Source organism: Xanthomonas sacchari (assembly GCF_024266585.1).
GTDB lineage: Bacteria > Pseudomonadota > Gammaproteobacteria > Xanthomonadales > Xanthomonadaceae > Xanthomonas_A > Xanthomonas_A sacchari_C.
Genome location: NZ_CP100647.1, coordinates 1,426,788 through 1,450,488, shown reverse-complemented (window position 1 = coordinate 1,450,488; position 23,701 = coordinate 1,426,788). Strand labels below are relative to the sequence as shown.

General features: G+C 68.9%; 19 protein-coding genes. 8 read left to right on the top strand and 11 right to left on the bottom strand.

The window, feature by feature from the left end; all coding sequences use genetic code 11:
• Positions 1-13: 13 nt before the first annotated feature.
• Genes NKJ47_RS05915 through NKJ47_RS05905 form a run of 3 tightly spaced genes read right to left on the bottom strand, consistent with a single transcriptional unit; the run spans position 14 to position 2,489 of the window.
• Positions 14-688 carry a type 4a pilus biogenesis protein PilO gene (locus NKJ47_RS05915; protein ID WP_254460580.1) on the bottom strand — a complete coding sequence of 225 codons (675 nt, stop codon included), beginning with the start codon at positions 686-688 and terminating at the stop codon, positions 14-16.
• Positions 685-1,431: a PilN domain-containing protein gene (locus NKJ47_RS05910; RefSeq protein WP_254460579.1), complete on the bottom strand. Its 747-nt coding sequence runs from the start codon at positions 1,429-1,431 to the stop codon at positions 685-687. The genes NKJ47_RS05915 and NKJ47_RS05910 overlap by 4 nt, the downstream gene beginning before the upstream one ends.
• Positions 1,431-2,489, bottom strand: a complete 1,059-nt coding sequence (locus NKJ47_RS05905; RefSeq protein WP_343237526.1) for a pilus assembly protein PilM — start codon at positions 2,487-2,489, stop codon at positions 1,431-1,433. Before NKJ47_RS05905 ends, NKJ47_RS05910 begins: the two co-directional genes overlap by 1 nt.
• A 218-nt stretch (positions 2,490-2,707) precedes the next feature.
• On the opposite strand from NKJ47_RS05905, the gene NKJ47_RS05900 reads away from it, so the two are divergent.
• Together NKJ47_RS05900 and NKJ47_RS05895 are read left to right on the top strand one after the other, a co-directional pair.
• Entirely contained in the window at positions 2,708-5,143 is a 2,436-nt protein-coding gene (locus NKJ47_RS05900) for a penicillin-binding protein 1A (RefSeq protein ID WP_254460577.1), read from the top strand.
• Between the two features lie 149 nt (positions 5,144-5,292).
• A complete protein-coding gene (locus NKJ47_RS05895) occupies positions 5,293-5,937 on the top strand; it encodes a hypothetical protein (protein ID WP_254460576.1) in 645 nt (214 codons plus the stop codon).
• 163 nt (positions 5,938-6,100) lie between these two features.
• Here the strand turns inward: NKJ47_RS05895 and NKJ47_RS05890 are convergent, their stop codons facing one another.
• The 8 genes from NKJ47_RS05890 to gmk all read right to left on the bottom strand — a co-directional run bounded on the left by NKJ47_RS05890 (position 6,101) and on the right by gmk (position 15,354).
• On the bottom strand, positions 6,101-7,390 hold the full coding sequence (locus NKJ47_RS05890) for a citrate synthase (RefSeq protein WP_026143410.1): 1,290 nt from the start codon (positions 7,388-7,390) through the stop codon (positions 6,101-6,103).
• Between the two features lie 285 nt (positions 7,391-7,675).
• Complete coding sequence (locus tag NKJ47_RS05885; RefSeq protein WP_010341537.1) at positions 7,676-7,918, bottom strand: type B 50S ribosomal protein L31; 243 nt, start codon at positions 7,916-7,918, stop codon at positions 7,676-7,678.
• A gap of 141 nt (positions 7,919-8,059) precedes the next feature.
• Positions 8,060-8,998: a nucleoside hydrolase gene (locus tag NKJ47_RS05880; protein ID WP_254460575.1), complete on the bottom strand. Its 939-nt coding sequence runs from the start codon at positions 8,996-8,998 to the stop codon at positions 8,060-8,062.
• Positions 8,999-9,209: 211 nt separating this feature from the next.
• A complete protein-coding gene (gene recG, locus NKJ47_RS05875; protein WP_254460574.1) occupies positions 9,210-11,357 on the bottom strand; it encodes an ATP-dependent DNA helicase RecG in 2,148 nt (715 codons plus the stop codon).
• 9 nt (positions 11,358-11,366) lie between these two features.
• Positions 11,367-11,750, bottom strand: a complete 384-nt coding sequence (locus NKJ47_RS05870) for a RidA family protein (RefSeq protein ID WP_010341827.1) — start codon at positions 11,748-11,750, stop codon at positions 11,367-11,369.
• Positions 11,751-12,036: 286 nt separating this feature from the next.
• Positions 12,037-14,214 carry a RelA/SpoT family protein gene (locus tag NKJ47_RS05865; RefSeq protein ID WP_254460573.1) on the bottom strand — a complete coding sequence of 726 codons (2,178 nt, stop codon included), beginning with the start codon at positions 14,212-14,214 and terminating at the stop codon, positions 12,037-12,039.
• Between the two features lie 101 nt (positions 14,215-14,315).
• A complete protein-coding gene (rpoZ, locus tag NKJ47_RS05860; protein ID WP_254460572.1) occupies positions 14,316-14,615 on the bottom strand; it encodes a DNA-directed RNA polymerase subunit omega in 300 nt (99 codons plus the stop codon).
• A 112-nt stretch (positions 14,616-14,727) separates the two neighbouring features.
• Positions 14,728-15,354, bottom strand: coding sequence for a guanylate kinase (gmk, locus tag NKJ47_RS05855; RefSeq protein WP_254460571.1), 627 nt, complete (start codon positions 15,352-15,354; stop codon positions 14,728-14,730).
• Between the two features lie 280 nt (positions 15,355-15,634).
• Here gmk and NKJ47_RS05850 point away from each other — a divergent pair, with 280 nt between their 5' ends.
• From NKJ47_RS05850 to NKJ47_RS05825, 6 genes are all read left to right on the top strand, one after another.
• Positions 15,635-16,180 (top strand): RNA polymerase sigma factor, encoded by a 546-nt coding sequence (locus tag NKJ47_RS05850; RefSeq protein ID WP_254460570.1) that lies wholly within the window; start codon positions 15,635-15,637, stop codon positions 16,178-16,180.
• Between the two features lie 106 nt (positions 16,181-16,286).
• On the top strand, positions 16,287-17,318 hold the full coding sequence (locus tag NKJ47_RS05845) for a FecR family protein (protein ID WP_254460569.1): 1,032 nt from the start codon (positions 16,287-16,289) through the stop codon (positions 17,316-17,318).
• 134 nt (positions 17,319-17,452) lie between these two features.
• The gene (locus tag NKJ47_RS05840) at positions 17,453-20,587 is read left to right on the top strand and encodes a TonB-dependent receptor (RefSeq protein WP_254460568.1); all 3,135 of its coding nucleotides are present in this window, start codon (positions 17,453-17,455) and stop codon (positions 20,585-20,587) included.
• Positions 20,588-20,671: 84 nt separating this feature from the next.
• The gene (locus tag NKJ47_RS05835) at positions 20,672-21,433 is read left to right on the top strand and encodes a Slam-dependent surface lipoprotein (protein ID WP_254460567.1); all 762 of its coding nucleotides are present in this window, start codon (positions 20,672-20,674) and stop codon (positions 21,431-21,433) included.
• 138 nt (positions 21,434-21,571) lie between these two features.
• Positions 21,572-23,023, top strand: a complete 1,452-nt coding sequence (locus NKJ47_RS05830) for a surface lipoprotein assembly modifier (RefSeq protein WP_254460566.1) — start codon at positions 21,572-21,574, stop codon at positions 23,021-23,023.
• A 73-nt stretch (positions 23,024-23,096) separates the two neighbouring features.
• Positions 23,097-23,699 carry a biliverdin-producing heme oxygenase gene (locus tag NKJ47_RS05825; RefSeq protein ID WP_254460565.1) on the top strand — a complete coding sequence of 201 codons (603 nt, stop codon included), beginning with the start codon at positions 23,097-23,099 and terminating at the stop codon, positions 23,697-23,699.
• Positions 23,700-23,701: the final 2 nt, after the last annotated feature.

Here is a 23,701-nt window from a genome sequence, read left to right as displayed (position 1 = left end):
CGAGGCTGCCGGCTCATGCGCCACCGCCTTGCTTGCCGGCCTTCTTCGCGGCCGCCGCGGCCTGCTCCTGTTCGGCCATTTCCTTGTCGTCCAGATAGCGATAGGTCTTGACCGTGCCGGACAGTTCCAGTTCGCCGCGCGCGGTGATGCCGTTGCTCTTGTCGCGCGGCTTCAGGTTGATGTCGTGCATGGTCAGGATCACCACCCGCGGCAGCGACGCCACGCCGCTGACGAAGGCGCCGAACTGGTGGTAGCTGCCGACCATGCGCAAGGCGATCGGCTTCTCCGCGTAGAACTCCTTCGGCGACTCCGGACCCGGCTGGAACAGCTCGTTGGTCAGGCCGCTGGACAGCGCGGTCTGCGAGATGTCGATGATCAGGTCGGGCATCTCGGTCTTGCTCGGCAACTGCCGCAGCATCTGCTGCAGTACCTGCTCCATCTGCACCAGCTGCTGCTTGAGCGGCTGCAGGTTCACCGCACGGCTCTGTTCCTTCTCGAAGGTGGCGCGCAGCTCGGTTTCCTTCTGTTCCAGCCCTTCCAGCTCATCGCTCTTGCCGCTGATCAGCAGGAACCACGAGATGGCCAGGATGAACAGGGTCACCAGCACGCAGAACACGATCTTGGCCTGCTGCGGCCAGCTGCCGATGTTGTTGAAATCCAGCTCTTTGATATTGAATTTCTTGCTCATGACGCCGGTCCCTGGTGCGCTGGCGTGGCGGCCGGTGCCGGCGCAGTGGCCGGTGCCGGTGCGGCAGGGCTGCCCGCCGCAGGTGCAGGGGCGCCCGGTGCGCCGGCGGGGGCTGCGGGCGTCGCGGGGCCGGCAGGTGGCGTCGCATCGGCGGCCGGATCGACGCCCTCGCCCGGCACCGGCAGCTTGACCCGCAGCGTGAACACGTACGGCAACGCCTTGGTGTCGACGATCGGCCCCTTGGCTTCCTTCTCCTGGGCCTTGGCCTCGATCACCGTCAGCTCCGGATTGGTCATCCAGCCCGAGCCTTCGAGATTGCGCATGTAGTTGCTGACCCGGGCATTGGATTGCGAGCGGCCTTCCAGGGTGAGCGTGTCGCCTTCCTGCTTCACCGAGGTCAGCACCACGCCGTCGGGGATGGTCCGCACCAGCGCGTCGAACAGATGCACCATCTGCGAGCGCTTGGCCTGCAGCTCCTCGATGACCTGCTTGCGCGCCAGCAGCCGGCGCTTCTTCTCGTCGAGGGTGTCGATTTCCTTGTTCTGCGCCTGGACCTTCTCGATCTCGCTCTGCAGGTAGGCGTTGCGCTCGTTCTGGCCGCTGATCTGCAGGTCGTAGTAAAACCAGATCAGCGCCGCCAGCAACACCCCGGCGAATGCGGCCAGGCCAAGCATCGAATAGAACTCGCGTTCGCGCTGCTTGCGCCGTTCCGCCCGCCAGGGCAGCAGATTGATCTTCGCCATCAGTCGAAGCTCCTCAGCGCCAGGCCGGTGGCGATCATCAGCGCCGGCGCATCCTGGGCCAGCGCATGCGCCTGGACCTTCGGCCCGAGGGTCATCTGCGCCAACGGGTTGGCGACCACCGTGGCCACGCCCAGTTGCTCCTCCACCATCTCCGGCAATCCGACCAGGGCGGCGCAGCCGCCGGCCAGCACGATGTGGTCGACCCGGTTGAATTCGCTGCCGGCGTAGAAGAACTGCAGCAGGCGGCTGATCTGCTGCACCGTGGCTTCCTTGAACGGTTCCAGCACCTCGACCTCGTAGCTCTCCGGCAGCCCGCCCTGGCGCTTGGCCATGCCGGCTTCCTCGTAGGTCAGGCCATAGCGGCGCATCACTTCGTCGGTCAGCTGCTTGCCGCCGAACACCTGTTCGCGGCTGTACAGGCTGCGCCCGCCGCGCAGGACATTGAGGGTGGTCATGGTGGCGCCGATGTCGACCAGGGCGACGATGCCGTCGGCGGCCACCGGCAGCTCGCTGGCCACCAGCGCGAAGGCGTTCTCGACCGCGAAGGCCTCCACGTCCATCACCTTGGCTACCAGGCCGCCCAGTTCCAGGGCCGACTGGCGCAGTTCCACGTTCTCCGAACGCGAGGCGGCCAGCAGCACCTGCACCATCTCGGGGTTGTTGGGGATGACGCCCAGCACCTCGAAATCCAGGTTCACTTCCTCGATCGGATACGGGATGTAGTTCACCGCCTCCAGCTCGACCTGGGCTTCCAGTTCGCTCTCGTCCAGCTCGGCCGGCATCGGGATCACCTTGGTGATCACCGCCGAACCGGCCACGGCCGCCGCGGCATGCTTGGCGCGGGTGCCGGAACGGGTCACGGCGCGACGGATCGCCTCGCCCACCGCCTCGACCTCGACGATGTTCTTTTCGACCACGGCATTGGGCGGCAAGGGTTCGACGGCGTAATGCTCGACGCGGAACCGGTTGCCGTTACGCGAAAGCTGCAGCAGCTTGACTGCGGTAGAACTGATGTCGATGCCGATCAGCGGTTGCTGACTCTTTGGGATAAGCCCCACGGATTTTCCCCTGCCGGCGGGCATTTGGGCGCCAATGTTGCGCCAGCGCATTAATAACAAATTTTTTGCAATTGGCAACCGCCCGGTTGCATGTCGCGATCCGTGTCACCGCATGACCTGCGGCAGCAAACCCGTCGCATCCCCGGAACCGGCCCCAGCCGTTCCCCGGCGTACTCTATACTCTGCGCCCAAGAAATCTGCAATCGGAATCTCTCGCGATGCCCCGTTTTCGTCGTTGGCTGCGCTGGGCGCTGGTCACGTTCGTCCTCCTTGGCCTGGTCGGCGCCGCCGTGGCAGGCGGGCTGTACTACGTCGTCTCCTCCAAGCTCCCGGATGTGCAGACCCTGCGCAAGGTCGAACTGCAGGAGCCCATGTACGTCTACTCCAGCGACGGCAAGCTGATGGCGCTGTTCGGCGAGACCCGGCGCTACCCCATCACCATGAAGGACGTGCCGGAGCGGCTGAAGCAGGCCTTCCTGGCCACCGAGGACGCCCGTTTCTACGAGCACGGCGGCGTCGACTACAAGGGCATCGCCCGCGCGGTGTGGCTGCTGGCCACCACCAACGACAAGCGCGTGCCGGGCGGCTCCACCATCACCCAGCAGGTCGCCCGTCAGTTCTTCCTGAGTTCGGAGTACAGCTACACCCGCAAGCTGGCGGAGATCCTGCTGGCACGCAAGATCGAGGCCGAGCTGAGCAAGGACGAGATCTTCGAGCTGTATCTCAACAAGAGCTTCTTCGGCAACCGCGCCTACGGCATCGCCGCCGCCGCCGAGTACTACTACGGCAAGAAGCTCAACGAGCTGAGCCTGGACGAGATGGCCTCGCTGGCCGGCATCCCCAAGTTCCCCTCCAGCGGCAACCCGATCAGCAACCCCGAGCGCGCCAAGCAGCGCCGCGACAACTACGTGCTCAGCCGCATGGCCGCCCTGGGCTTCATCACCCCGGCCGAGGCCGAGGCGGCCAAGGCGGTGCCGATGCACGCCACGCCGCACGAACGCCCGGTCGAGGTCGAGGCGCCCTACGTGGCCGAACTGGTGCGCCAGGAGATGATCGCGCGCTTCGGCGGCGACGTGCTGGACAAGGGCTACCACGTCTACACCAGCATCGACTCGACCCTGCAGACCGCGGCCAACCATGCGGTGCGCGAGGGCCTGATCGTCTACGACCGTCGACATGGCTGGCATGGCGTGGAGAAGCACTTCGACGTCCCCGCCAATGCCGATGCGGCGGCGCTGGCCAGCCACCTGAGCGGCGTCTACGGGCAGGACGGGATGCTGCCGAGCATCGTCGCCAGCACCGGCAGCGACGGCAGCGCGACCGTGGTGCTCGCCAACAAGACCGAGCTGGTGCTGCCGGTGGCCGCCAGCCGCTGGACCGGACGCAGCCCGGCCGCCCTGCTCAAGCGCGGCGACCTGGTGCGCATCCAGGCCGGCGACAAGCCGGGCGAATGGGAGATCACCCAGATCCCGCGCGCCCAGGCCGCGCTGGTCTCGCTGGACGCCAACAACGGCGCGCTGCGCGCCATGGTCGGCGGCTTCAGCTATGCCGGCAACAAGTTCAATCGCGCCACCCAGGCGCGGCGCCAGCCCGGCTCCAGCTTCAAGCCCTTCCTGTACGCGGCCTCGTTCGAGAAGGGCTTCAACCCGGCCTCGATCGTGCTCGACGCGCCGGTGGTGTTCCGCGACCGCCGCGGCAAGACCTGGTCGCCGCAGAACGACGGCGGCGGCTTCCGCGGCCCGATGCGCCTGCGCGAAGCGCTGGTGCAGTCGCGCAACCTGGTCTCGGTGCGCCTGCTGGACGCCATCGGCGTGGACTTCGCGCGCAAGTACATCAGCCAGTTCGGCTTCCAGGAGGCCGAGCTGCCGCCGAACCTGTCGATGTCGCTGGGCACCGCCTCGCTGACGCCGCTGTCGGTGGCCCGCGGCTACACGGTGTTCGTCAATGGCGGCTCGCTGGTCAACACCTGGATCATCGACAAGGTCACCGACCGCGACGGCAAGGTGCTGTTCCAGGAGCATCCGCTGACCGCCTGCCGCAGCTGCGGCAGCGTCGGCGGCAACGCCGCGCCGGTCAGCCAGGTGGTCGACGGCTTCAACTTCGGCGCGGCGACGCCGCCGCCGGCGGACAAGCCGGCCGCGCCCGCCGCCACCGCGGCCACGGCGGCCGCAGCCGAGAAGCCTACCGACCCCGAGGCCAAGGTGGCGCCGCGCGCCATCGACGAACGCACCGCCTATCAGCTGGTGTCGATGATGCGCGACGTGGTCCAGCGCGGCACCGGCACCCCGGCCAAGGTGCTGGGCCGCGAGGACGTCGGCGGCAAGACCGGCTCCACCAACGACCACCGCGACGCCTGGTTCTCCGGCTTCGGCGGGCCGTACGTGACCACCGTCTGGGTCGGCCGCGACGACTACCGCTCGCTCGGCTACCGCGAGTACGGCGGCAAGGCGGCGCTGCCGATCTGGATCGACTACATGCGGGTCGCGCTGAAGGACCAGCCGATCGCCCGCAACGATCCGCCGGGCGGCATGGTCCAGGTCACCCTCAACGGCGCCACCGAGTGGGTCAAGACCGAGGACATGGACCGCATCCAGCAGTTCGACGAAAGCCTGCAGGACCAGAAGACCGACGACGCGGCGTTCGACATCTTCTGATCGCGCCGCACTCCACGCCCCGGCGCCCGCCAGGGGCAGTGCGCCGGGCGCGCGCCCCGCCGGCGACTGTCGCACGCAGCGCCGCCGGCTACACCCGAATTTCGCAAGGCTGCGGTACAGTCGGGCCAGGCTTTGAGGGGAGGCGCTCCATGCACCACGCTCGGCAACATGCCCGGACCCGCACGCACGAACGCCGCCGCCGGCTGGCGCACGAAGCCGCCCGCCTGATGGCCGAAGGCGGCATCCGCGATTTCCACCAGGCCAAGCTGAAAGCGGCCGACCGGCTCGGCATCCACGACGACGCCTCGCTGCCGCGCAACAGCGAGATCGAGGACGCCCTGCGCGAATACCAGCGGCTGTTCGCCGGCCCCGACCATGCCGGCGAACTGCGCCGGCGCCGCGAGGCGGCGCTGCGCGCGATGGACTTCCTGCACGCATTCGCGCCGCGCCTGGCCGGGCCGGTGCACGATGGCACCGCCGACGCCAACAGCCCGGTGCAACTGCACCTGCACAGCGACGATGCCGAGGCGGTGGCGCGCTTCCTCGAAGAGCACCGCGTCCCGGCCGAGCTGCGCAGCCGTCGCCTGCGCCTGGACCGCGAGCGCAGCGAGGACTTCCCGGTGTGGCTGTTCACCGCCGAGGAGCTGACCTTCGACCTGACCGTGCTGCCCTACGACGCGCTGCGCCAGGCGCCGCTGTCGCAGGTCGACGAAAAACCGATGCGACGCGCCTCGATGCCGCAATTGCGGCAACTGCTGACCGAGCAGGACATCGCCGACTACCAGGACGGCTGAACGCGGCCACGCACCGCGCGATGGCTGAGGCGGGCGGCGCGCCATCGTGCGGGCGCGCCGCGGGCGCGACCCGACGGCGGCCAGGCCCCTCCCCGCTGCCCCCCGCGCAAACGAAAACGCCCCGCGCGAGGCGGGGCGTTGCGGACCACCGTGAGGGGATCGATCAGCGCTTGTCGGCGCTGGTGTAGTCGCGCTTGTCGTAGCCGGTGTAGATCTGGCGCGGACGGCCGATCTTCATTTCCGGATCGACCTGCTGCTCCAGCCAGTGCGAGACCCAGCCGGCGGTGCGGGCGATGGCGAACATCACGGTGAACATCTCCACCGGAATGTTCAGCGCCTTGTAGATGATGCCCGAGTAGAAGTCGACGTTCGGGTACAGCTTGCGCTGCACGAAGTAGTCGTCCTTCAGCGCGGCCTCTTCCAGCTTCAGCGCCACTTCCAGCAGCGGGTCGTTGACGCCCAGCTCGCCCAGCACCTTGTGGGTCATCTCGCGGATGATCTTCGCGCGCGGGTCGAAGTTCTTGTACACGCGGTGGCCGAAGCCCATCAGGCGGAAGCTCGAGTTCTTGTCCTTGGCCTTGGCCACGGCGCTCTCGACGTTGTCGGCGGTGCCGATCTCTTCCAGCATCTTCAGCACGGCTTCGTTGGCGCCGCCATGCGCCGGGCCCCACAGCGCGGTGATGCCCGCGGCGACCGAGGCGTACGGGTTGGCGCCGGTGGAACCGACCAGGCGCACGGTCGAGGTCGAGGCATTCTGCTCGTGGTCGGCGTGCAGGATGAACAGCAGGTCCAGGGCCTTGGCCACGACCGGGTTCATCTGCAGCTGCTCGCTCGGCACCTCGAACATCATGTGCAGGAAGCGCTCGACGTAGCCGAGGTTGTTGCGCGGGTAGCGGATCGGCCAGCCGATCGAATAACGGTAGGCGGCGGCGGCGATCGTCGGCACCTTGGCGATCAGGCGGATCGCGGCCAGGCGGCGCTGCTCCGGATCGTTGAGGTCAAGGGTGTCGTGGTAGAACGCCGACAGCGAGGCCACGGTACCGGCCATCATCGCCATCGGGTGCGCGTCGTGGCGGAAGCCGCCGAGGAAGTTCTTCAGCGACTCGTGCATCATCGTGTGATGCGTCACTTCGTGGTCGAACTTCTTGAATTCGTCGGCGGTGGGCAACTCGCCGTTCATCAGCAGGTAGGCCACTTCGAGGAAGTTGGACTTCTCGGCCAGCTGCTCGATCGGGTAGCCGCGGTACAGCAGCACGCCGTTGTCGCCGTCGATGTAGGTGATCGCCGACTTGCAGCTGGCGGTCGCGGTGAAGCCCGAGTCGTAGGTGAAGAGACCGGTCTCCTTGGTCAACTTGGAAATGTCGACGCAATCGTTGCCCAGGGTGGGCTTGAGTACCGGAAGAACGACCGACTTGTCGCCGGCGTTCAACGTGACCTGATCAAGATCGGACACAGTGTGCGCTCCTCGATGGAAGGCGCCTGTCCGATTACGTTGCGAACAGACGCGTGAAGGAAGTCCACGGCAATCGCCACGGATCGCGCCATTATCGCACAGCAGCATTTGCGTCGTCGCTCATCGCCCACGCGGCAAGATGGCGGCGGGAAAGCGACACAGCGTTGCATCCTCGCCGCACTATCGCGGGAGGAGGCCACCGGCGCATTCGCGCCGGGAGGAGACAGCGGATAGCAAAACGGCCGCGCAAGCGGCCGTCGCTTTACTTCCGTCCGACGGTTCCGATCAGCGCGCGTAGCGCTTCTGGAACTTGTCGATACGGCCGCTGGTGTCGATGACCTTGTGCTTGCCCGTGTAGAACGGGTGCGAAGCCGAGGAAATTTCGACCTTGATCAGCGGGTACTCTTCGCCGTCTTCCCACTTGACCGTCTCTTTCGAGGACATGGTCGAACGGGTCAGGATCTTGAAATCGGAGGTGACATCGTGGAACACGACGTCGCGGTACTGGGGATGGATGTCGGCCTTCATGGGCTCGCACCGTAGGTGGCTGCTGGACAAGAGGGAAACTATAACAGCGCTCCTGCCCTCCACGCAACGTTTACGTTCGGGCAGGTGCGCTGGCGTCGCCCGGGGCGCCCTGCCCCGGAGGTGCCGCCCGGTCCGACAGGCTCAGCCGGCGCCGACCGCCGCGCGGGCCAGGCCCAGGAAGCGGGCGTGGTCGTAGCGGATGAGCATGGTCGCGTTGTCCGGCAGGCCCAGCTGGCGGTTCCAGTCGACCAGGGTGGCGCCGCGGGTGTGCACCCCGGACAGCTCGATCTGCAGCGGCCGCGCCTGCACTTCCTCGGCGCCCTCGGGCTGCAGCGCCCAGGCCATCGCCAGCGCGTCGGCCGCATACCAGTGCTCGCCGCGCGCGTCTTCCGACCACAGCCGGGTCTTGCGCGAGATCAGCTCGTAGAAGCGCGCCTTGGGCGCATCCACCGCCAGCCACTGCTCGACCTCGCGGTGCGGCAGGCCGTGCGCCACCGTCGCCTCCCAGTCGGCGACCTCGATGTGCAGGAATGCCTTGAACACGATGTGCGCGGCCTCCGGATCGAAGGCGATGTTGAACTCGGCGGCCGGGGTGATGTTGCCGTGGCAGGTGATCGCCCCGCCCATCACCAGGAAGCGGCCCACGCGCTGCGGCAGGGTCGGGTCCAGCTTCAGCGCCAGCGCGATGTTGGTCAGCGGCCCCAGCGCGACCAGCAGCAGGCGCCCGGCGTACTGGTGGGACAGGCGCAGGATCGCCAGCGCGGCATGCTCGGCCTCGGCCCCGCGCGCGGCCGGCGGCAGGTCGACGTCGCCGAAGCCGTCCTGGCCATGCACGTGCCCGGCGTCCACCGAGGGATGCAGCAGCGGATCGGCGCAGCCGGCGAACACCGGCACATCCTCGCGCCCGGCCACTTCGCACAGCTTCAGCGCATTGCGCACGGTGTGGCGCAGCCCGACGTTGCCGGCGGCGATGGTCAGCCCGACCACCTCGTGGCGCGGATCGGCGAACGCCATCAGCAGCGCCAGCGCATCGTCCACGCCGGGGTCGGTATCGATCAACAGGGGAATCTTGTCGCTCATGCGTCGTTTCGCTCGTCCGTTCGGCCACCGAGTCTGGCACTGCGGCGCGGGCATGGGAAGGAGCCGGGATTGGGGAGTCGGGAGTGGGGATTCGCGAGAAGCGGCCGCACGACTCTCCGTCGCAGGAGCGGCTTCAGCCGCGACCTACGAACGAAGACGTGGCGATGCCGCTTTTGCGAATCCCCACTCCCCAATGCCGAATCCCCACCCCTCACGCCCCGGCAAACCGCACCGCGCCGCCGACCCAGCGCGCGACGATGCGGTCGGCCAGGACCGGCGCCTCCTCCAGCAGCCGGTCGGCCAGGGCATGCACGCGCGGCAGCAGGCCGGCGTCGCGGGCCAGGTCGGCCACGCGGAACGCGGCCAGGCCGGTCTGGCGGGTGCCGAGCAGTTCGCCCGGCCCACGCAGCTCCAGATCCTTCTCGGCGATGACGAAGCCGTCGTTGGTCTGGCGCATGGTTTCCAGGCGCTGCCGCGCCATCACCGACAGCGGCGCCTGGTACATGAGTACGCAACTGGAGGCGGCCGCGCCGCGCCCGACCCGCCCGCGCAGCTGGTGCAACTGCGCCAGGCCCAGGCGCTCGGCGTTCTCGATGATCATCAGCGAGGCGTTGGGCACGTCCACGCCGACCTCGATGACGGTGGTGGCGACCAGCAGGTCGATCTCGCCCTGCTTGAATGCGCGCATCGCCGCCTGCTTCTCCGCCGGCTTCATGCGCCCATGCACCAGGCCCACGCGCAACTCCGGCAACTGCGCCGACAGCGCCTCGAAGGTGGCCTGCGCGGCGCTGGCCTCGAGGCGGTTGCCGGCACCGCCCTGCGCGGATTTGGCGCTCTCCTCGGCCTCTTCGATCAGCGTGCAGACCCAGTAGGCCTGGCGGCCTTCCGCGCAGGCCACGCGGATGCGCTGCACCAGCTCCGGACGACGCTCGGCATTGAGCACGATGGTCTGCACCGGGGTGCGCCCCGGCGGCAGTTCGTCGATCGAGGACACGTCCAGGTCGGCATACGCGGCCATCGCCAGCGTGCGCGGGATCGGCGTGGCGGTCATCACCAACTGGTGCGGCACGCCCGCGCCCGAGGCGCCCTTGTCGCGCAGCGCCAGGCGCTGGTGCACGCCGAAGCGATGCTGCTCGTCGACGATGGCCAGCGCCAGGTCGTGGAAGCGCACCGCCTCCTGCATCAGCGCATGCGTGCCGACCACCACCTGCGCTTCGCCCGAGGCGATCTGCGCCAGGGTCGCGCTGCGCGCCTTGCCGGTGACCTTGCCGGCCAGCCAGGCCACGCGCACGCCCAGCGGCTCCAGCCAACCGCGCAGGTTGGCCAGATGCTGTTCGGCGAGCAGTTCGGTCGGCGCCGCCAGCGCCGCCTGCTTGCGCTTGTCCACCGCCAGCATCGCCGCCAGCGCCGCGACCACGGTCTTGCCGCTGCCGACGTCGCCCTGCACCAGCCGCAGCATCGGCACCGGCCGTTCCAGGTCGGCGTGGATCTGCGCGAACACGCGCTGCTGCGCGCCGGTGAGTCGGAACGGCAGAGACTGCTGCAAACGCTTGGCCAGCGCCCCGCGGCCGCGCAGCGACGGCGCCGGCTGGCACTGCAGGGCGATGCGCTGGCGACGCAGGCTCAGGTGATGCGCGAGCAGTTCTTCCAGCGCCAGGCGCTGCTGCGCCGGATGCAGGCCGGCGGCGAGCGCGGCCAGGTCGGCCTGCGGCGGCGGCCGGTGCGCGACCAGCAACGCGCTGCGCAGCGACGGCAGGCCGAGTTCGGCCAGCAGCGAGGCCGGCAGCAGTTCCAGCGCCGCCTCCTCCGGCAGCCGGTCCAGCGCCTGCCCGATCAGCCGGCGCACGGTCGCCGGGCCGACGCCCTCCACCGCCGGGTACACCGGATCCAGGCGATCGCCCAGCGCCGCGTCGTCGTCCTCGCCGAGGAGCTGATAGCTGGGATGCACGAACTCCAGCCCGTGCTGGCCCGGCTTGGGCGTGCCGAACGCGCGCAAACGCACGCCGACCGCGAACTGCGCCGCCTGCGCGGCACGGAACTGGAAGAAGCGCAGCACCAGGGTGCCGCGCGAGTCGTCGGCCACCGCCACGCGCAGCATCGGCCGGTAGCGGAAGCCGCGGTCCACCACCTGCACCCGCCCTTCGATCTGCGCCGGCACACCCGGCTGCAGTGCCGCCACCGTGGTCAGTCGGGTGCGGTCCTCATAGCGCAGCGGCAGGTGCAGCCACAGGTCCTGCAGCATGGACAGGCCGCGCGCGGCGAACTTCTCGGCCAGCTTGGGACCGACGCCGGGCAGCGTGGTCAGCGGCACCTCGCCTGCCGCCGACAGCGCCGGCGCCGGAACCTGCACGCGCGGCACGGCTGGGGATCAGTCCAGCACCATCACCGCGTCCACCTCGAAGCCCGCGCCCTTGGGCAGCGCCGACACTTCGATGGTGGAACGCGCGGGGAACGGCGCCTGGAAGTAGTCCTGCATCACCGCGTTGACCTGCGCGAACTGCGCCAGGTCGGTGAGGTACAGCCCCAGGCGCACGATGCGGTCCAGCGAGCCGCCGGCCGCCTCGGCCACCGCTTGCAGGTTGTCGAAGGCGCGGCGCGCCTGCGCGGCGATGTCGCCGGCGACGATCTCGCCGGTGGCCGGATCCAGCGGGATCTGCCCGGAGAAGTACACGGTGTTGCCGGCACGCACGGCCTGCGAATACGGGCCGATCGCGGCCGGCGCTCGGTCGGTATGGATGATCTGGCGGGACATGGCGACTCCGTTGGAAGAATGTCCGCCTAGTTTAGCTGGCGCGCGCGATTGGGGATTGGGGATTGGGGATTGGGGATTGGGGATTGGGGATTCGGGATTCGGGATTCGGGATTCGGGATTCGGGATTCGGGAGCAGCGTGCCGGCGGGACACGCCGCGGTGCCCGCTTCCAAGAGATTTTCGTAGGAGCGGCTTTAGCCGCGACGCTTCATCGGCAAGGCGTCGCGGCTAAAGCCGCTCCTACGACGCCAAGGCCAGGCGCGCTCCGAATCCCCAATCCCGACGCCTTACTGGCGACGCACGCTCTGCACCGCATTCAAGCGCCGCAGCCGGCGCATCACTTCGGCCAGGTGGTTGCGGTCGCGCACCTGGATGTTGAAGCGCAGCACCGCGGCATTGAAGTCGCGGTCCAGGTAGTCGACGCGCTCGATGTTGGACTGGCTCTGCGCGATCGCCGCGGCCAGCTGCGCGAGCACGCCGGTGCGGTTCTCCACCTCCACCACCAGCGCGGTGTCGTAGTCGCCGATGACGCTGCTGTCCCAGCCGATCGGCACCCAGCGCTCGGGCGACTTGCGCAGTTCGGCCAGGTTCGGACAGTCCAGGCGATGCACCACGATGCCCTTGCCGGCGGTGTGGTAGCCCATGATCTCGTCGCCGGGAATCGGCTGGCAGCAGTTGGCGAAGCTGACCACGCCGCGCTCGGTGCCGTTGATCAGGATCTTTTCCTGCGAGTGCTTGGAATGGCCGCCGCCGCGCAGTTCGGCATAGGCCATCAGCGCCTGCGCCGCCTGGTTGGGCATCCAGTTGCCCAGCGCCACGTCGGCCAGCAGCGCCTCCAGGCGCGGATAGCGGTGTTCGCTGAGGAACGAATCCAGGCGGCCCTTGGGCAGCCGCTCCAGCGAGCTGTCCATCGCCTCCAGCGCGCGGTCGAGCATGCGATGGCCGAGCTGCACCGCGTCCTCGTGCTCGAGCTGCTTGAGCTGGTGGCGGATCGCGGTGCGCGCCTTGCTGCTGACCACGAACTCCAGCCACTGCGGCTTGGGCGTGGCAGAGCGCGCGGTGATCACTTCCACCGTCTGTCCGCTGACCAGCTTGGTGCGCAGCGGCACCAGCTTCTTGTCCACGCGCGAGGCCACCGCGCGATTGCCGACGTCGGTGTGCACCGCATAGGCGAAGTCCAGCGCGGTGGAGTTGCGCGGCAGCGCCAGGATCTTGCCCTTGGGCGTGAACAGGTAGACCTCGTCCGGGAACAGGTCGACCTTGACGTTGTCCAGGAACTCCAGCGACGAGCCGGCGGCGCGCTGCGATTCGATCAGTTCGACGATCCACGCATGCGCGCGACTCTGCGCGCTGTTGGGCGAATCGCCGCCGAACTTGTAAGTCCAGTGCGCGGCGACGCCGCGCTCGGCGATCAGGTCCATTTCCTCGGTGCGGATCTGCACCTCGATCGGCGAGCCGTAGGGGCCGAACAGCACCGTGTGCAGCGACTGGTAGCCGTTGGCCTTGGGAATGGCGATGAAATCGCGGAAACGCGCATCCAGCGGCTTGAAGGTGGCATGCACCGCACCGAGGGCGTGGTAGCAGTCCGGCACGCCGCGCACCACCAGGCGGAAGCCGAACACGTCCATCACCTGGTCGAAGGATTTGTTCTCGTCGCGCATCTTGTTGTAGATGCTCCACGGCGTCTTGATCCGGCTCACCAGCCGGTGTTCCAGCCCTTCCTTGGCCAGACGCTGCGACAACTGCACTTCCACCTGCGCCATCGACTCGCGGCGCACCACCGGCTGGCTGCGGATGTGCTTTTCGATGATCGCGTGGCGCCACGGGTGCAGGGCACGGAAGCCGAGGTTCTGCAGCTCGGACTTCATCAGGCTCATGCCCAGGCGCTGGGCGATCGGCGCGTAGATCTCCAGGGTCTCGCGGGCGATGCGGCTGCGCGCCTCGGCGCTCTGCGCGCCCAGCGTGCGCATGTTGTGCAGGCGGTCGGCGAGCTTGATCATGATCACGCGCAGGTCGCGCGACATCGCCAGCAGCATCTTGCGGAAGCTCTCGGCGGCCGCTTCCTGGCGGTCGCGGAACTTGAGCTTGTCCAGCTTGGTGACGCCGTCGACCAGTTCGGCCACCGCCTCGCCGAACTCGGCGGCCAGCTCGGCGCGGGTCAGCGGCGTGTCCTCGATGGTGTCGTGCAGGATCGCCGCGATCAGCGCCTCCACGTCCAGGCCGAGCTCGGCCAGCACCCCGGCCACCGCCACCGGATGGGTGATGTACGGCTCGCCCGACTTGCGGGTCTGCCCCGCGTGCGCGGCCGCCCCGACCTCCCAGGCGCGGCGCAGCAGCGGGATCTGCTCGGCAGGCAGATAGCTGGCGCTGCGTTCGAGCTGCAGGACGTAGTCGGGGACGCCCTCGTCGGCCGGCGGCGGCGGCGGCGCGGCGTTGGCGACCTGGGCGGAAGGGCCTGGGTTCATGCGGAAAGACTATGCCAGCGGCGCGTGGACGGCAAACCCGCAAAACGAAACAGCCCGCGGATGCGGGCTGTTCGCAGGACGGTCGCGACGCGGCGGCGCGGTCAGTCGTCGTTCTTGGACATGTCCTCGTCGGCCACCACCTCGGCCGCGGCCCATTCCAGGGCTTCGCGCTCGGCGCGCTCGCGTTCGGCCTTCTCGACCTCGTCGATCAGCGCGTTGTCGATCTTGCGCGCGGCGATCTCGCGCAGCGCCAGCACGGTCGGCTTGTCGGCCGCCTCGGTGTTGTCGAGGGTGGCCTGCACGCCGTTGGCGAGCTGGCGGGCGCGCTTGGACGCCATCATGACCAGTTCGAAACGGTTGTTAACGACTTCCAGGCAATCTTCTACGGTGATGCGGGCCATGCGGGCTCCCGGCGGGCCGGCGGCGGCCACGCGTTCGAATGAGGGAAAGGGCGGGGATTGTAGGGCGGACACCGCCCGAGTTCAACCCCACCCCATTCAGTTCCCTTTGGAATCAGCCAGTTGGCTGCTCTTCCAGGAGGGTCGCGATCAGCCCGGCATGGCGCTGCTGCTGCTGCGGCCGGCGCAGGCGGCTGGCGACGAAGATCGCGCACATCTCGTCCACGGCGGTGTCGAAGTGCTCGTTGACGATGACGTAGTCGAAATCGGCGTAGTGCGACATCTCCTCGCGCGCGGCGGCCAGCCGTTGCGCGATCACCGCCTCGCTGTCCTGGCCGCGCTTGCGCATGCGCTGCTCCAGCGCCTCGCGCGAGGGCGGCAGGATGAACACGCTGACCGCGTCCGGCACCTTGGCCCGCACCTGGCGCGCGCCCTGCCAGTCGATCTCCAGCAACACGTCGTGGCCGGCGTCCAGCTGCGGCTCCACCGACTGCCGCGCGGTGCCCTTCCAGTCGCCGTGCACGCGCGCGTACTCGAAGAAGTCGCCGGCATCGATCATGCGCTGGAACTCTTCGGCGGAGACGAAATGGTAGTGCTCGGCATGGCGTTCGCCCGGACGCGGCGCACGCGAGGTGAACGAGATCGACAGCGCGATCTGCGGATCGCGCGCCAGGGTGGCGTTGACGATGCTGCTCTTGCCGGCGCCGGACGGGGCCGCCACGATGTAGAGAGTGCCACGCATCGCTCAGGTCTCGGCGTCGAGGATCGGGCGGCGCACGATACCAGTCCCAGCCACGACCGCAAGCGCGTGCGCGGCCAGACCCTCGCCGGGCGGGCGCCGCCGGCATTCGCTGTCCTAGCCCAAGCGCCTGATCCGGCAGCGGTTTTGCAGTTTCTCCAGCGTGGACCGCAGTGCCGACGCAAACGCACGGCGGAAACCGGCGTGGCGTCACTTCAATTGAGAATGAATCTCATCCAAATTAGAATTCCATCCCTTTCCTTGTGGTCTGCGGATGGATGCCATGCCCCTTCCTCCTCCCCAGGACCCGCCAGCCGCGCTGGCGGATGCGCTGGAAAGCCACTACACCGAGCTGCAGCGCTACGCGGCGCGCAAGTACGCCGGCGCGGCCAACGACCTGGTGCACGATGCCTGGCTGCGCCTGGCCACGCGCGCCCCGGCCGCCGATGCGCCCGACGCGCGCAGCCTGCGCGATCCGGCCAGTTACCTGCGGCGCGTGGTCGACAACGTCGCCATCGACCAGGGCCGCGTGGCGGCCTCGCGCAGCCGCTTTGCCGCCGCCAACGACGGCATCGACACGGTGCCGTCGCCGGCGCCCTCGCCGTACCAGAGCGCGTTGAGCCAGCAGGAGTACGCGCTGCTGCTGCAGGCGATCCGCGACCTGCCGGCGCAGGCGCGGCGGGTGTTCGTGCTGTTCCGCGGGCGCAACCTGAGCATCGCGCAGATCGCCGCGCGACTGGGCATCTCGCCGCGCACGGTCGAAAAGCACATCGCCGTGGCGGTGACGCACTGCCGGCGCCGCCTGCGCGAGGCCGGTCGCGACGTCTGAGCAGCCGCCGGCTACGGGGACGCGCACACTCGACCCGTCGTCCCGAATAATCCCCTGGCCTGCGCCCGCCGCGCGCCCCGACCCATTCCTGACGGATAGGCACTGCATGCCCGCGCCCCCTCACGTCGATGACGCCCTGTTCGAACAAGCGCTGCACTGGCTCCTGCAACTGGATGCGGCGCCGGACGACCCCGACACGCGACGCGCGCATGCCGCGTGGCTGGCGCTGGCGCCGCAGGCGCACGCGCAGGCCATGGCCGAGGCCGGCGCCATGCTCGGCCTGCTGCAGGCGCCGGCCGCGGCCCTGGCCGACGAACTGGATCCGGTGGCCGCCGCAGTAGCGGCACCGCTGCCGACCAGTTCGCCGACACATACGCGGCGGCACCGGCGCTGGCCGCGCCATGCCGCCGCCGGGCTGGCGCTGGCGATCGGTGGCGGCCTGTGGCTGGGCAGCGGCGGCGTGGAACGGCTGCGCAGCGATGCCTACACCCGGGTCGGCGAGATCCGCACCCTGCGCCTGGCCGACGGCAGCGTGGTCACGCTCGATACCGACAGCGCCATCGCCGTCGAACTGCGCCCGGGCCTGCGCACGGTGCGGCTGTTGCGCGGCGAAGCGGCGTTCCAGGTGACCCACGACCCGCGGCGCCCGTTCGTGGTGGACAGCCGCGGCGGCAGCGCGCGCGTCCTCGGCACGCGCTTCGCCGTGCGCGTACAGGGCGATACCGCCGAGGTCGGGGTCATCGCTGGCCGCGTCGCCGTGCGTGCGCCGGACGGCGGCGCCGGCGCGGTGCTGGGCGCGGGCCAATCCGCGCGGCTGCAGGACACGGTCGTGCGCCGTCTTGCCGATCGCGATCCCCTGACGATCGGCGCCTGGCAGCGTCGGCAACTGGTGTTCTCCGACATGTCGCTGGCACAGGCGCTGGACGCACTCGCGCGCTATCGGCACGGCCACGTCGTCGTCCGCGGCGACGCCCTGCGTGCGCTGCCGGTGTCCGGGTCGCTGGACATCGCCGATCCGGACCTCGCCATGCGCACGCTGCTGGACAGCCTGCGGCTGCGCTCGCTGGACCTGCCCTGGCTGACCATCGTGTACCGGTCGCCAGCGGATGCGGCTGGCGCACCCGCGCCCAAAAAGTGAACGCAAACTAAATAAAACCCGGGTGCGTCCGTTTCGTCGAACGCGCCACTGGGGAGCGCGCGGGCGTCGGCCCGTCTAAACGGGAAGAACGGAATGATTTTCATTCCCACAAATCCGTCTTCGATACCCCCAGCATGCCAACCCATCCCCCTGCCGCCCGCGTTCGCCGTGCGCCCGCGTTCGCCCTGCTCAGCCATGCCCTGGCGCTGGCCCTGCTCAGTCCTGCCGCGATCGCGCAAACGCCCTCCCCCGTCACCGAGCAAGCCCCCCGCTATCCCGTCGACCTGACGGCGCAGCCGCTCGCGCAAGCGCTATTGCAATTGTCGGCACAAACCGGCCTGCAGGTGCTGTACACCGGCCGGACCACCGACGGCCTCACGGCGCCGGCGGTGCGGGGCGACTACAGCGCCGAACAGGCCTTGCAGCAGTTGCTGCAGGGCAGCGGCCTGCGCGCGCGCCACACCGGCCCGAACGCGGTCACCTTGGAACCGGCCGCAGCGCAGGACGGCGCGATCGCCATCGACACGCTGCGGGTGGCCGGCAACGCCGACGACAACCGTGGCGGCGAAGCGCGCGACCGCCGCGGCCGCGACGCGGTCTACGACCTGGACCTGTCCAGCGCCTACATCGGCCGTACCGAGGTGGAGCGCTACAAGGGCGCCACGCCCTCGGACCTGGTCAACGGCGTACCCGGCGTGTTCAGCGGCGACGCCCGCAACAGCGGCGCGCTGGACCTCAACATCCGCGGCATCCAGGGACCTGGCCGGGTGCCGGTGAGCATCGACGGCACCGAACAGGCGTTGACCGTGTGGCGCGGCTACAACGGCGCCAGCAATCGCAACTACATCGATCCGTTCCTGATCGGCGGCATCCAGATCCTCAAGGGTCCGTCGCTGACCCGCAATGTCGTCACCGGGATCGGCGGCGCGATGGTGATCAATACCCTGGACGTGGACGACATCCTCGATCCCGGCCAGCGCTTCGGCGGCGAATTCCGCGCCGAGGGCAGCAGCAACGCGACCCGGCCGCGGCTGCCGACCCTGCACACCGGCGAGGACTACCGCACGGTCGCGGATTTCCCGCAGAACGCTCCCAACATCCCCTACACCGACCCCACGCTGATGATCACGCCAAGGCGCGGTGGCGGCGGCTACAACGTGTTCAGCGGCAAGGACGACGCCTATCGGCTGGCGCTGGGCTGGCGGCCGACCGAGAACCTCGACCTGCTCGCTGCCTACGCCTATCGCGAGCGCGGCAACTACTTCTCGGGCAAGCGCGGCGCCGGCTACTACAGCAAGCCGAGAAGCTCCTCCGCCGACGACTACATCCTGTCGATGGCCAACTACTGGTTGCCCGGCAACGAAGTACCCAACACCTCCAGCCAGATGGAGTCCTGGCTGTTCAAGGTCACCTGGCGCTCCAGCGACAGCCAGGCGCTGCAGCTGGGGTACCGCGACAGTCTCTCGCACTACGGCGAAGTGATGCCCTCGCGCATCATCGAATCCAAGGACCGTGCCGCCATCCAATGGCCGTTGAGCCGGGTCGATGCCCAGGCATGGAACCTGGAGTACACCTGGCGCCCGGCGGACAGCCGCTGGATCGACCTGTACGCCAACCTGTGGCGCACCAGCACCGAAAGCGATACCTACACCGCCGGCGGCTTTCCCAACTTCGCCAATCCCGATTGGCAGACCGGCGAGGGCTACAGCCCGATCATCCGCAACACCGCGCTGGCCAACGCCAGCAACGCCCGCAACGGCCTCACCCTGAGCAACAAGATCGCCTTGGCCGACACGCTGGACCTGACCGTGGGCGGCAACCTCCAGCACGAAACGCTGCGCTCGCGCGACCCGTACTTCGGTGCCAGCGACGGCTGGCGCATGTACCCGCGCGCGGGCCGGCGCCAGGAGTGGCAGGCCGACTTCAATGTCGAATGGCGACCGCTGGAGTTCCTGACCCTGAGTGGCGGCGCGCGCTACGCCAGCTACTGGGCCTTCGACGACTTCCTCGCTGCGCACCCGGGACAGATCAGGGAATCGGTGACCACCGGCTACGACGTCGAGTACAAGACCACCGAAACCTATACCCAGCAGCAGCGCGAGGCACTGGCCGCCGACAGCATCGCCGGCTACAGCGAGTTGTTGGACCTGGGAATACTCACGCAAGAGGAGTTCAACGAGTTAACCGCCTCCGTGTGGAACAGCCTCCCCACCACCTACCAGGTCGAGCACCAGGTGCCGTGGATGCCGGATGGCGACGGCAAGTACAGCAAGGCCGGCAACCCATGCCTCAACGGCTCGCTGGAGGGATTGCCCGGTGCGGCCGGAAACACCTGCTTCATCAATTCGGTGCGGCACACCATCGAAGGCACCGCGCGCAAGCGCAAGGACCATGGCTGGGTACCGTTCTTCTCGGCCACCGCCAATCTCAGCGACGACAGCCGCGTCTACTTCCGCTACGGCGAGACCCTGCGCTATCCCAGCATGTTCGAGAGCACGGTGGCCTTCTCCGCCTCGCTCAATCCGTGGAATCTCAAGCCCGAGCATGCCTACAACTGGGAAGTCGCCTATGTCCACGACCTGGGTCCGCTGCTCGGCGCCGACACCATCGCCGACCTCAAGCTGGCCTACTACGTCAACAAGACCCGCGACGTGATCGAGCGCGATCCCAGTTTCAAGTTCGACAACATCGACAAGCAGACCATCCGCGGCCTCGAGTTCCAGGGCCGCTACGACAACGGCCGCGTGTTCACCGACCTCGGCGCCAACTACACCCTGAAGAACCAGGTCTGCGACGAGACCACCGCGGCGCTGCTGAGCACCACCAACGGCTTCGTCATCGGCCGCGGCAAGATCGTGCCGACCTGCGTGGACTACGGCTTCGTCGGCGGCTATCTGCTGACCCAGAGCACGCCGAAGCTGTCGGCCAGCTGGTCGCTGGGCGCGCGCATGCTGCAGCGCCGCCTGGAACTGGGCGGGCGCGTCACCTATTACCGGCAGTACCGCAACCCGGACCTGGAATGGTTCCGCGACAACTCGGTACAGAAAGAGCCCGGCACCGGTCGATTCGTCTATACCTTCAACGTGCCGTTCTCCTGGGGCACGACCGTGCTGCTGGACGCCTACGCGCGCTACACGTTGCGCGACAACCTGAGCATCGAACTGACCGGCACCAATCTGACCGACCGCTACTACGTGGATCCGGCCACGCGCTCGGCCATGGCCGCGCCAGGACGCACGCTGAAACTCAGCCTGACCGGGAGATTCTGAGCGCGCGCGCACCGATCAAGGAGTGTCACCTACCCCGGACAGGGATGTCCCCCTCGTTCCAATCCAACCAGAAGGACGTATCGCATGAACATGAAACGCACTCACGCCGCCCTGCTCGGCCTGGCCGTCGCCAGCGTGCTGGGCAGCGCCCACGCCGCGCCGTTCCTCGGCAAGTCGAGCAACGAAAGCTACGTCAAGGTCGGCGAATCCACCGTCAACGGCGGCCCGCACCACGCCGGCCTGGCCGGCATCGCGGTGAACTCGACCGGCCTGAACAAGCCGGTGGACTTCCAGGGCCTGTCCACGTACGGCGGTCCCGGCTCGGTCAAGGTGCTGAACTTCCCGTACAGCGGCGCACCGAGCAGCCACGACAACCTCGGCGTGTTCGCCTTCGCCCAGGTCGGCAGCCAGGACGTGTGGTTCGGCGAGTGGTATTCGCGCAAGGACAATGCCGAGGGTATGAACACGCACACCGTGTACTTCATCGGCGACAAGCCCGACAGCAGCGTGCCCAGCTCCGGCACCGCCAGCTACAGCGTGGTCGGCCTCAACAACTACAACGGCAGCAACCAGCTGACCGGCACCTTCACCGCCAACTTCGGCACCGGCCGCCTGACCGGCTCGATCCAGAACAACGCCGGCTTCGCGGTCAACATCGGCACGGCCAGCATCAACAGCAACGCCAGCATCTCCGGCAGCAACGCCATCGCGCGTCAGTCCGGCAGCGTGGTCGCAAGCAACGGTGCGGTCTCCGGCCAGTTCTACGCCAACCAGAGCGCGCTGGCCGGCATCGCCGATTTCGCAGGGGTCCAGTACGACACCGCGTTCGGCGGCACCAAGCAGTAAGCCGACCGATTCTCCACGTTGCACCCATACCAAGCAGGACCAGCCGCCGTCATGCCAGTCCTGCTTGCCGCCTCCAGCGACCGTTCGATGCACCCCATGCCTTTTCCACGGCGCCGCCTGCCGCGCCCGCTTCCCCGTTTGGCAGCGTGTCTGCTGCTGGCCGCGATCGCCTTCTGCGCCCCGGCGCAGCAGCAGGACGACACCCGGCGCATGCTCGAGCAGCGCGACCAGCGCCAGGCCGCCGAGCGCGAGCGCGCTCTGCTGCAGGAACACGGCGAAGGCGAACGGCCGAGCATCGTCATCGACGGCACGCCCTACGTCGTCGCCCACAGCGCCAACGACGTCGGCCGCGCGCTGTACCTGTCGCTGCAGCACCGGCAATGGCCGGCGGTGCAGCGCTTCCTGCAGGAATACCTGACCTTGCCCGACCGCGATCCGCTGCTGGTGCACTACGCGCAGGGCGCGGTCGCGCGCAACGCTGGCCGCTACCGCGACGCAGAGCGCGAGTACCGCGCGCTGCTGGCGCTGCAGCCGGACTTCCTGCCCGGGCGCCTGGAACTGGCGCGGGTGCTGTTCGAGGATCAGCAGGACCGCGAGGCCGAACAGGCGTTCGCGGCGATCGCCGCGTCGATCGACGCCGGCGATCCCAAGACCGAGGGCGTGCGCAACAGCATCGCCGGCTTTCGGGAAGCGCTGGCCAAGCGGCGTGGCTGGAACGGCAGCCTCGCGCTCGGCCCGGCCTGGAGCGACAACGTCAACCGCACTTCGGCCAGTTCCACCTGCCTGTTGAGCTTCGATGGACGCTGCTACTTCAGCCGCAGCACGCCGGCGGCGATCACCGCCTTCGGCGACGACTACGACGCCAGCCTCGACCGGCGCCTGCCGCTGCGCGGACACCATGGGCTGTACCTGCGCGCCGTGCTGTTCGGCCAGGGCTACCGCGACCACAGCGCCTACAACGAGCTGACCACGAGCGCGCAGGCCGGCTATAGCTACCGCAGCGGACGCCACAGCGCCGCGCTGGCGCCAGCGTTCGACTACTACGCCCTGGGCAACCAGGCGCTGTACGGCGCCTGGGGCGCGCATGCGGAGTGGAGCTGGACGCTGTCGGCGCGCTCCCTGCTCAAGCTGGAAGGCGACTGGAGGGCGCAACGCTACCGGCGCCAGGACTACGCCGCCAGCTACGACGCGATCGTGCGCAGCGCCTACGCCACCTACTTCCGCAGCCTCGACGAACGCTGGACGGTGTTCGCCGGGCTGGACGTCAGCGACAGCGCCGCGGTGCGCGACACCGAGGCCTATCTGCAGCGCGGTGTGCGCCTCGGCGGTTCGCGGCAATGGGCGGGCGTCAGCGCCACCCTGTTCGCCTCCTACCGGCAGCGCGACTACGGCGCCTACAGCACGGTGTTGCGCGCCCGCCGCCACGACGACGAGCAGGGCTACACCTTCGTGCTGCGCGCGCCGCGGCTGGCCGTCGCCGGCTTCGTGCCGCTGCTGACGCTGCGCCGCAACCGCGTACGCAGCAACGTCGACTGGCTGTACACCTACGACCGCAACACGCTGAGCCTGAAGCTGGAGCGTGCGCTGTGACGCCCCCATCAACGCTCCCGAGGCCACAGATGCCGCACTGCTCCCTCCCCCCGACCAACGAGCGCCCGCTGCCATGACCGACCTCCTCGCCCACGCCAGCCGCGCCGAGCGGCTGAAGGCCGCCACCCACCAGGCGCATGCACGACTGGACCAGCGCATCATGGCCGCGCAGCCTTTCGCCTCGCGCGAGCACTACAAGCGCTTCCTGCAGGTGCAGTACCGCTTCCACTGCGACATGGAGAGCATCTACGGCAACCCGGTGCTGGCCAGCGTGGTGCCGGACCTGGCGCAACGCCGGCGGCTGCCGGCGCTCGTCGCCGATCTGCACGACCTGGGCGTCGCGCCGCCGGCCACCGGCGGCACCGCGCTCCACCGCACCGACTATCCCCGGCAGGTCGAGGCATTGGGCTGGCTGTATGTGGCCGAGGGCTCCAACCTGGGCGCGGCGATCCTGGCCAAGCTGGCCGCGCGGCTGGGCCTGCACGCGCAGTTCGGTGCGCGCCACCTGGCCGGCCCCGAGGACGGGCGCGCGCGGCACTGGCGCCAGTTCACCGCGGCGCTGGACCGCATCGCACTGGCCACCGAGCAGGAACAGGCGGTGATCGCGGCGGCGCGTGCGGCCTTCGCGCAGGTCGAGGCCTATGTCGACCTGCATCTGCCAGCCGTCCCCCGATGACA

Coding starts and splice junctions, on each gene's coding strand:
- NKJ47_RS05900 (WP_254460577.1), top strand. CDS start 2,708: ATGCCCCGTTTTCGTCGTTGGCTGCGCTGGGCGCTGGTCACGTTCGTC.
- rpoZ (WP_254460572.1), bottom strand. CDS start 14,615: ATGGCCCGCATCACCGTAGAAGATTGCCTGGAAGTCGTTAACAACCGT.
- NKJ47_RS05895 (WP_254460576.1), top strand. CDS start 5,293: ATGCACCACGCTCGGCAACATGCCCGGACCCGCACGCACGAACGCCGC.
- NKJ47_RS05910 (WP_254460579.1), bottom strand. CDS start 1,431: ATGGCGAAGATCAATCTGCTGCCCTGGCGGGCGGAACGGCGCAAGCAG.
- NKJ47_RS05850 (WP_254460570.1), top strand. CDS start 15,635: ATGCCCCTTCCTCCTCCCCAGGACCCGCCAGCCGCGCTGGCGGATGCG.
- NKJ47_RS05870 (WP_010341827.1), bottom strand. CDS start 11,750: ATGTCCCGCCAGATCATCCATACCGACCGAGCGCCGGCCGCGATCGGC.
- gmk (WP_254460571.1), bottom strand. CDS start 15,354: ATGCGTGGCACTCTCTACATCGTGGCGGCCCCGTCCGGCGCCGGCAAG.
- NKJ47_RS05915 (WP_254460580.1), bottom strand. CDS start 688: ATGAGCAAGAAATTCAATATCAAAGAGCTGGATTTCAACAACATCGGC.
- NKJ47_RS05885 (WP_010341537.1), bottom strand. CDS start 7,918: ATGAAGGCCGACATCCATCCCCAGTACCGCGACGTCGTGTTCCACGAT.
- NKJ47_RS05880 (WP_254460575.1), bottom strand. CDS start 8,998: ATGAGCGACAAGATTCCCCTGTTGATCGATACCGACCCCGGCGTGGAC.
- NKJ47_RS05865 (WP_254460573.1), bottom strand. CDS start 14,214: ATGAACCCAGGCCCTTCCGCCCAGGTCGCCAACGCCGCGCCGCCGCCG.
- NKJ47_RS05840 (WP_254460568.1), top strand. CDS start 17,453: ATGCCAACCCATCCCCCTGCCGCCCGCGTTCGCCGTGCGCCCGCGTTC.
- NKJ47_RS05835 (WP_254460567.1), top strand. CDS start 20,672: ATGAACATGAAACGCACTCACGCCGCCCTGCTCGGCCTGGCCGTCGCC.
- NKJ47_RS05825 (WP_254460565.1), top strand. CDS start 23,097: ATGACCGACCTCCTCGCCCACGCCAGCCGCGCCGAGCGGCTGAAGGCC.
- NKJ47_RS05845 (WP_254460569.1), top strand. CDS start 16,287: ATGCCCGCGCCCCCTCACGTCGATGACGCCCTGTTCGAACAAGCGCTG.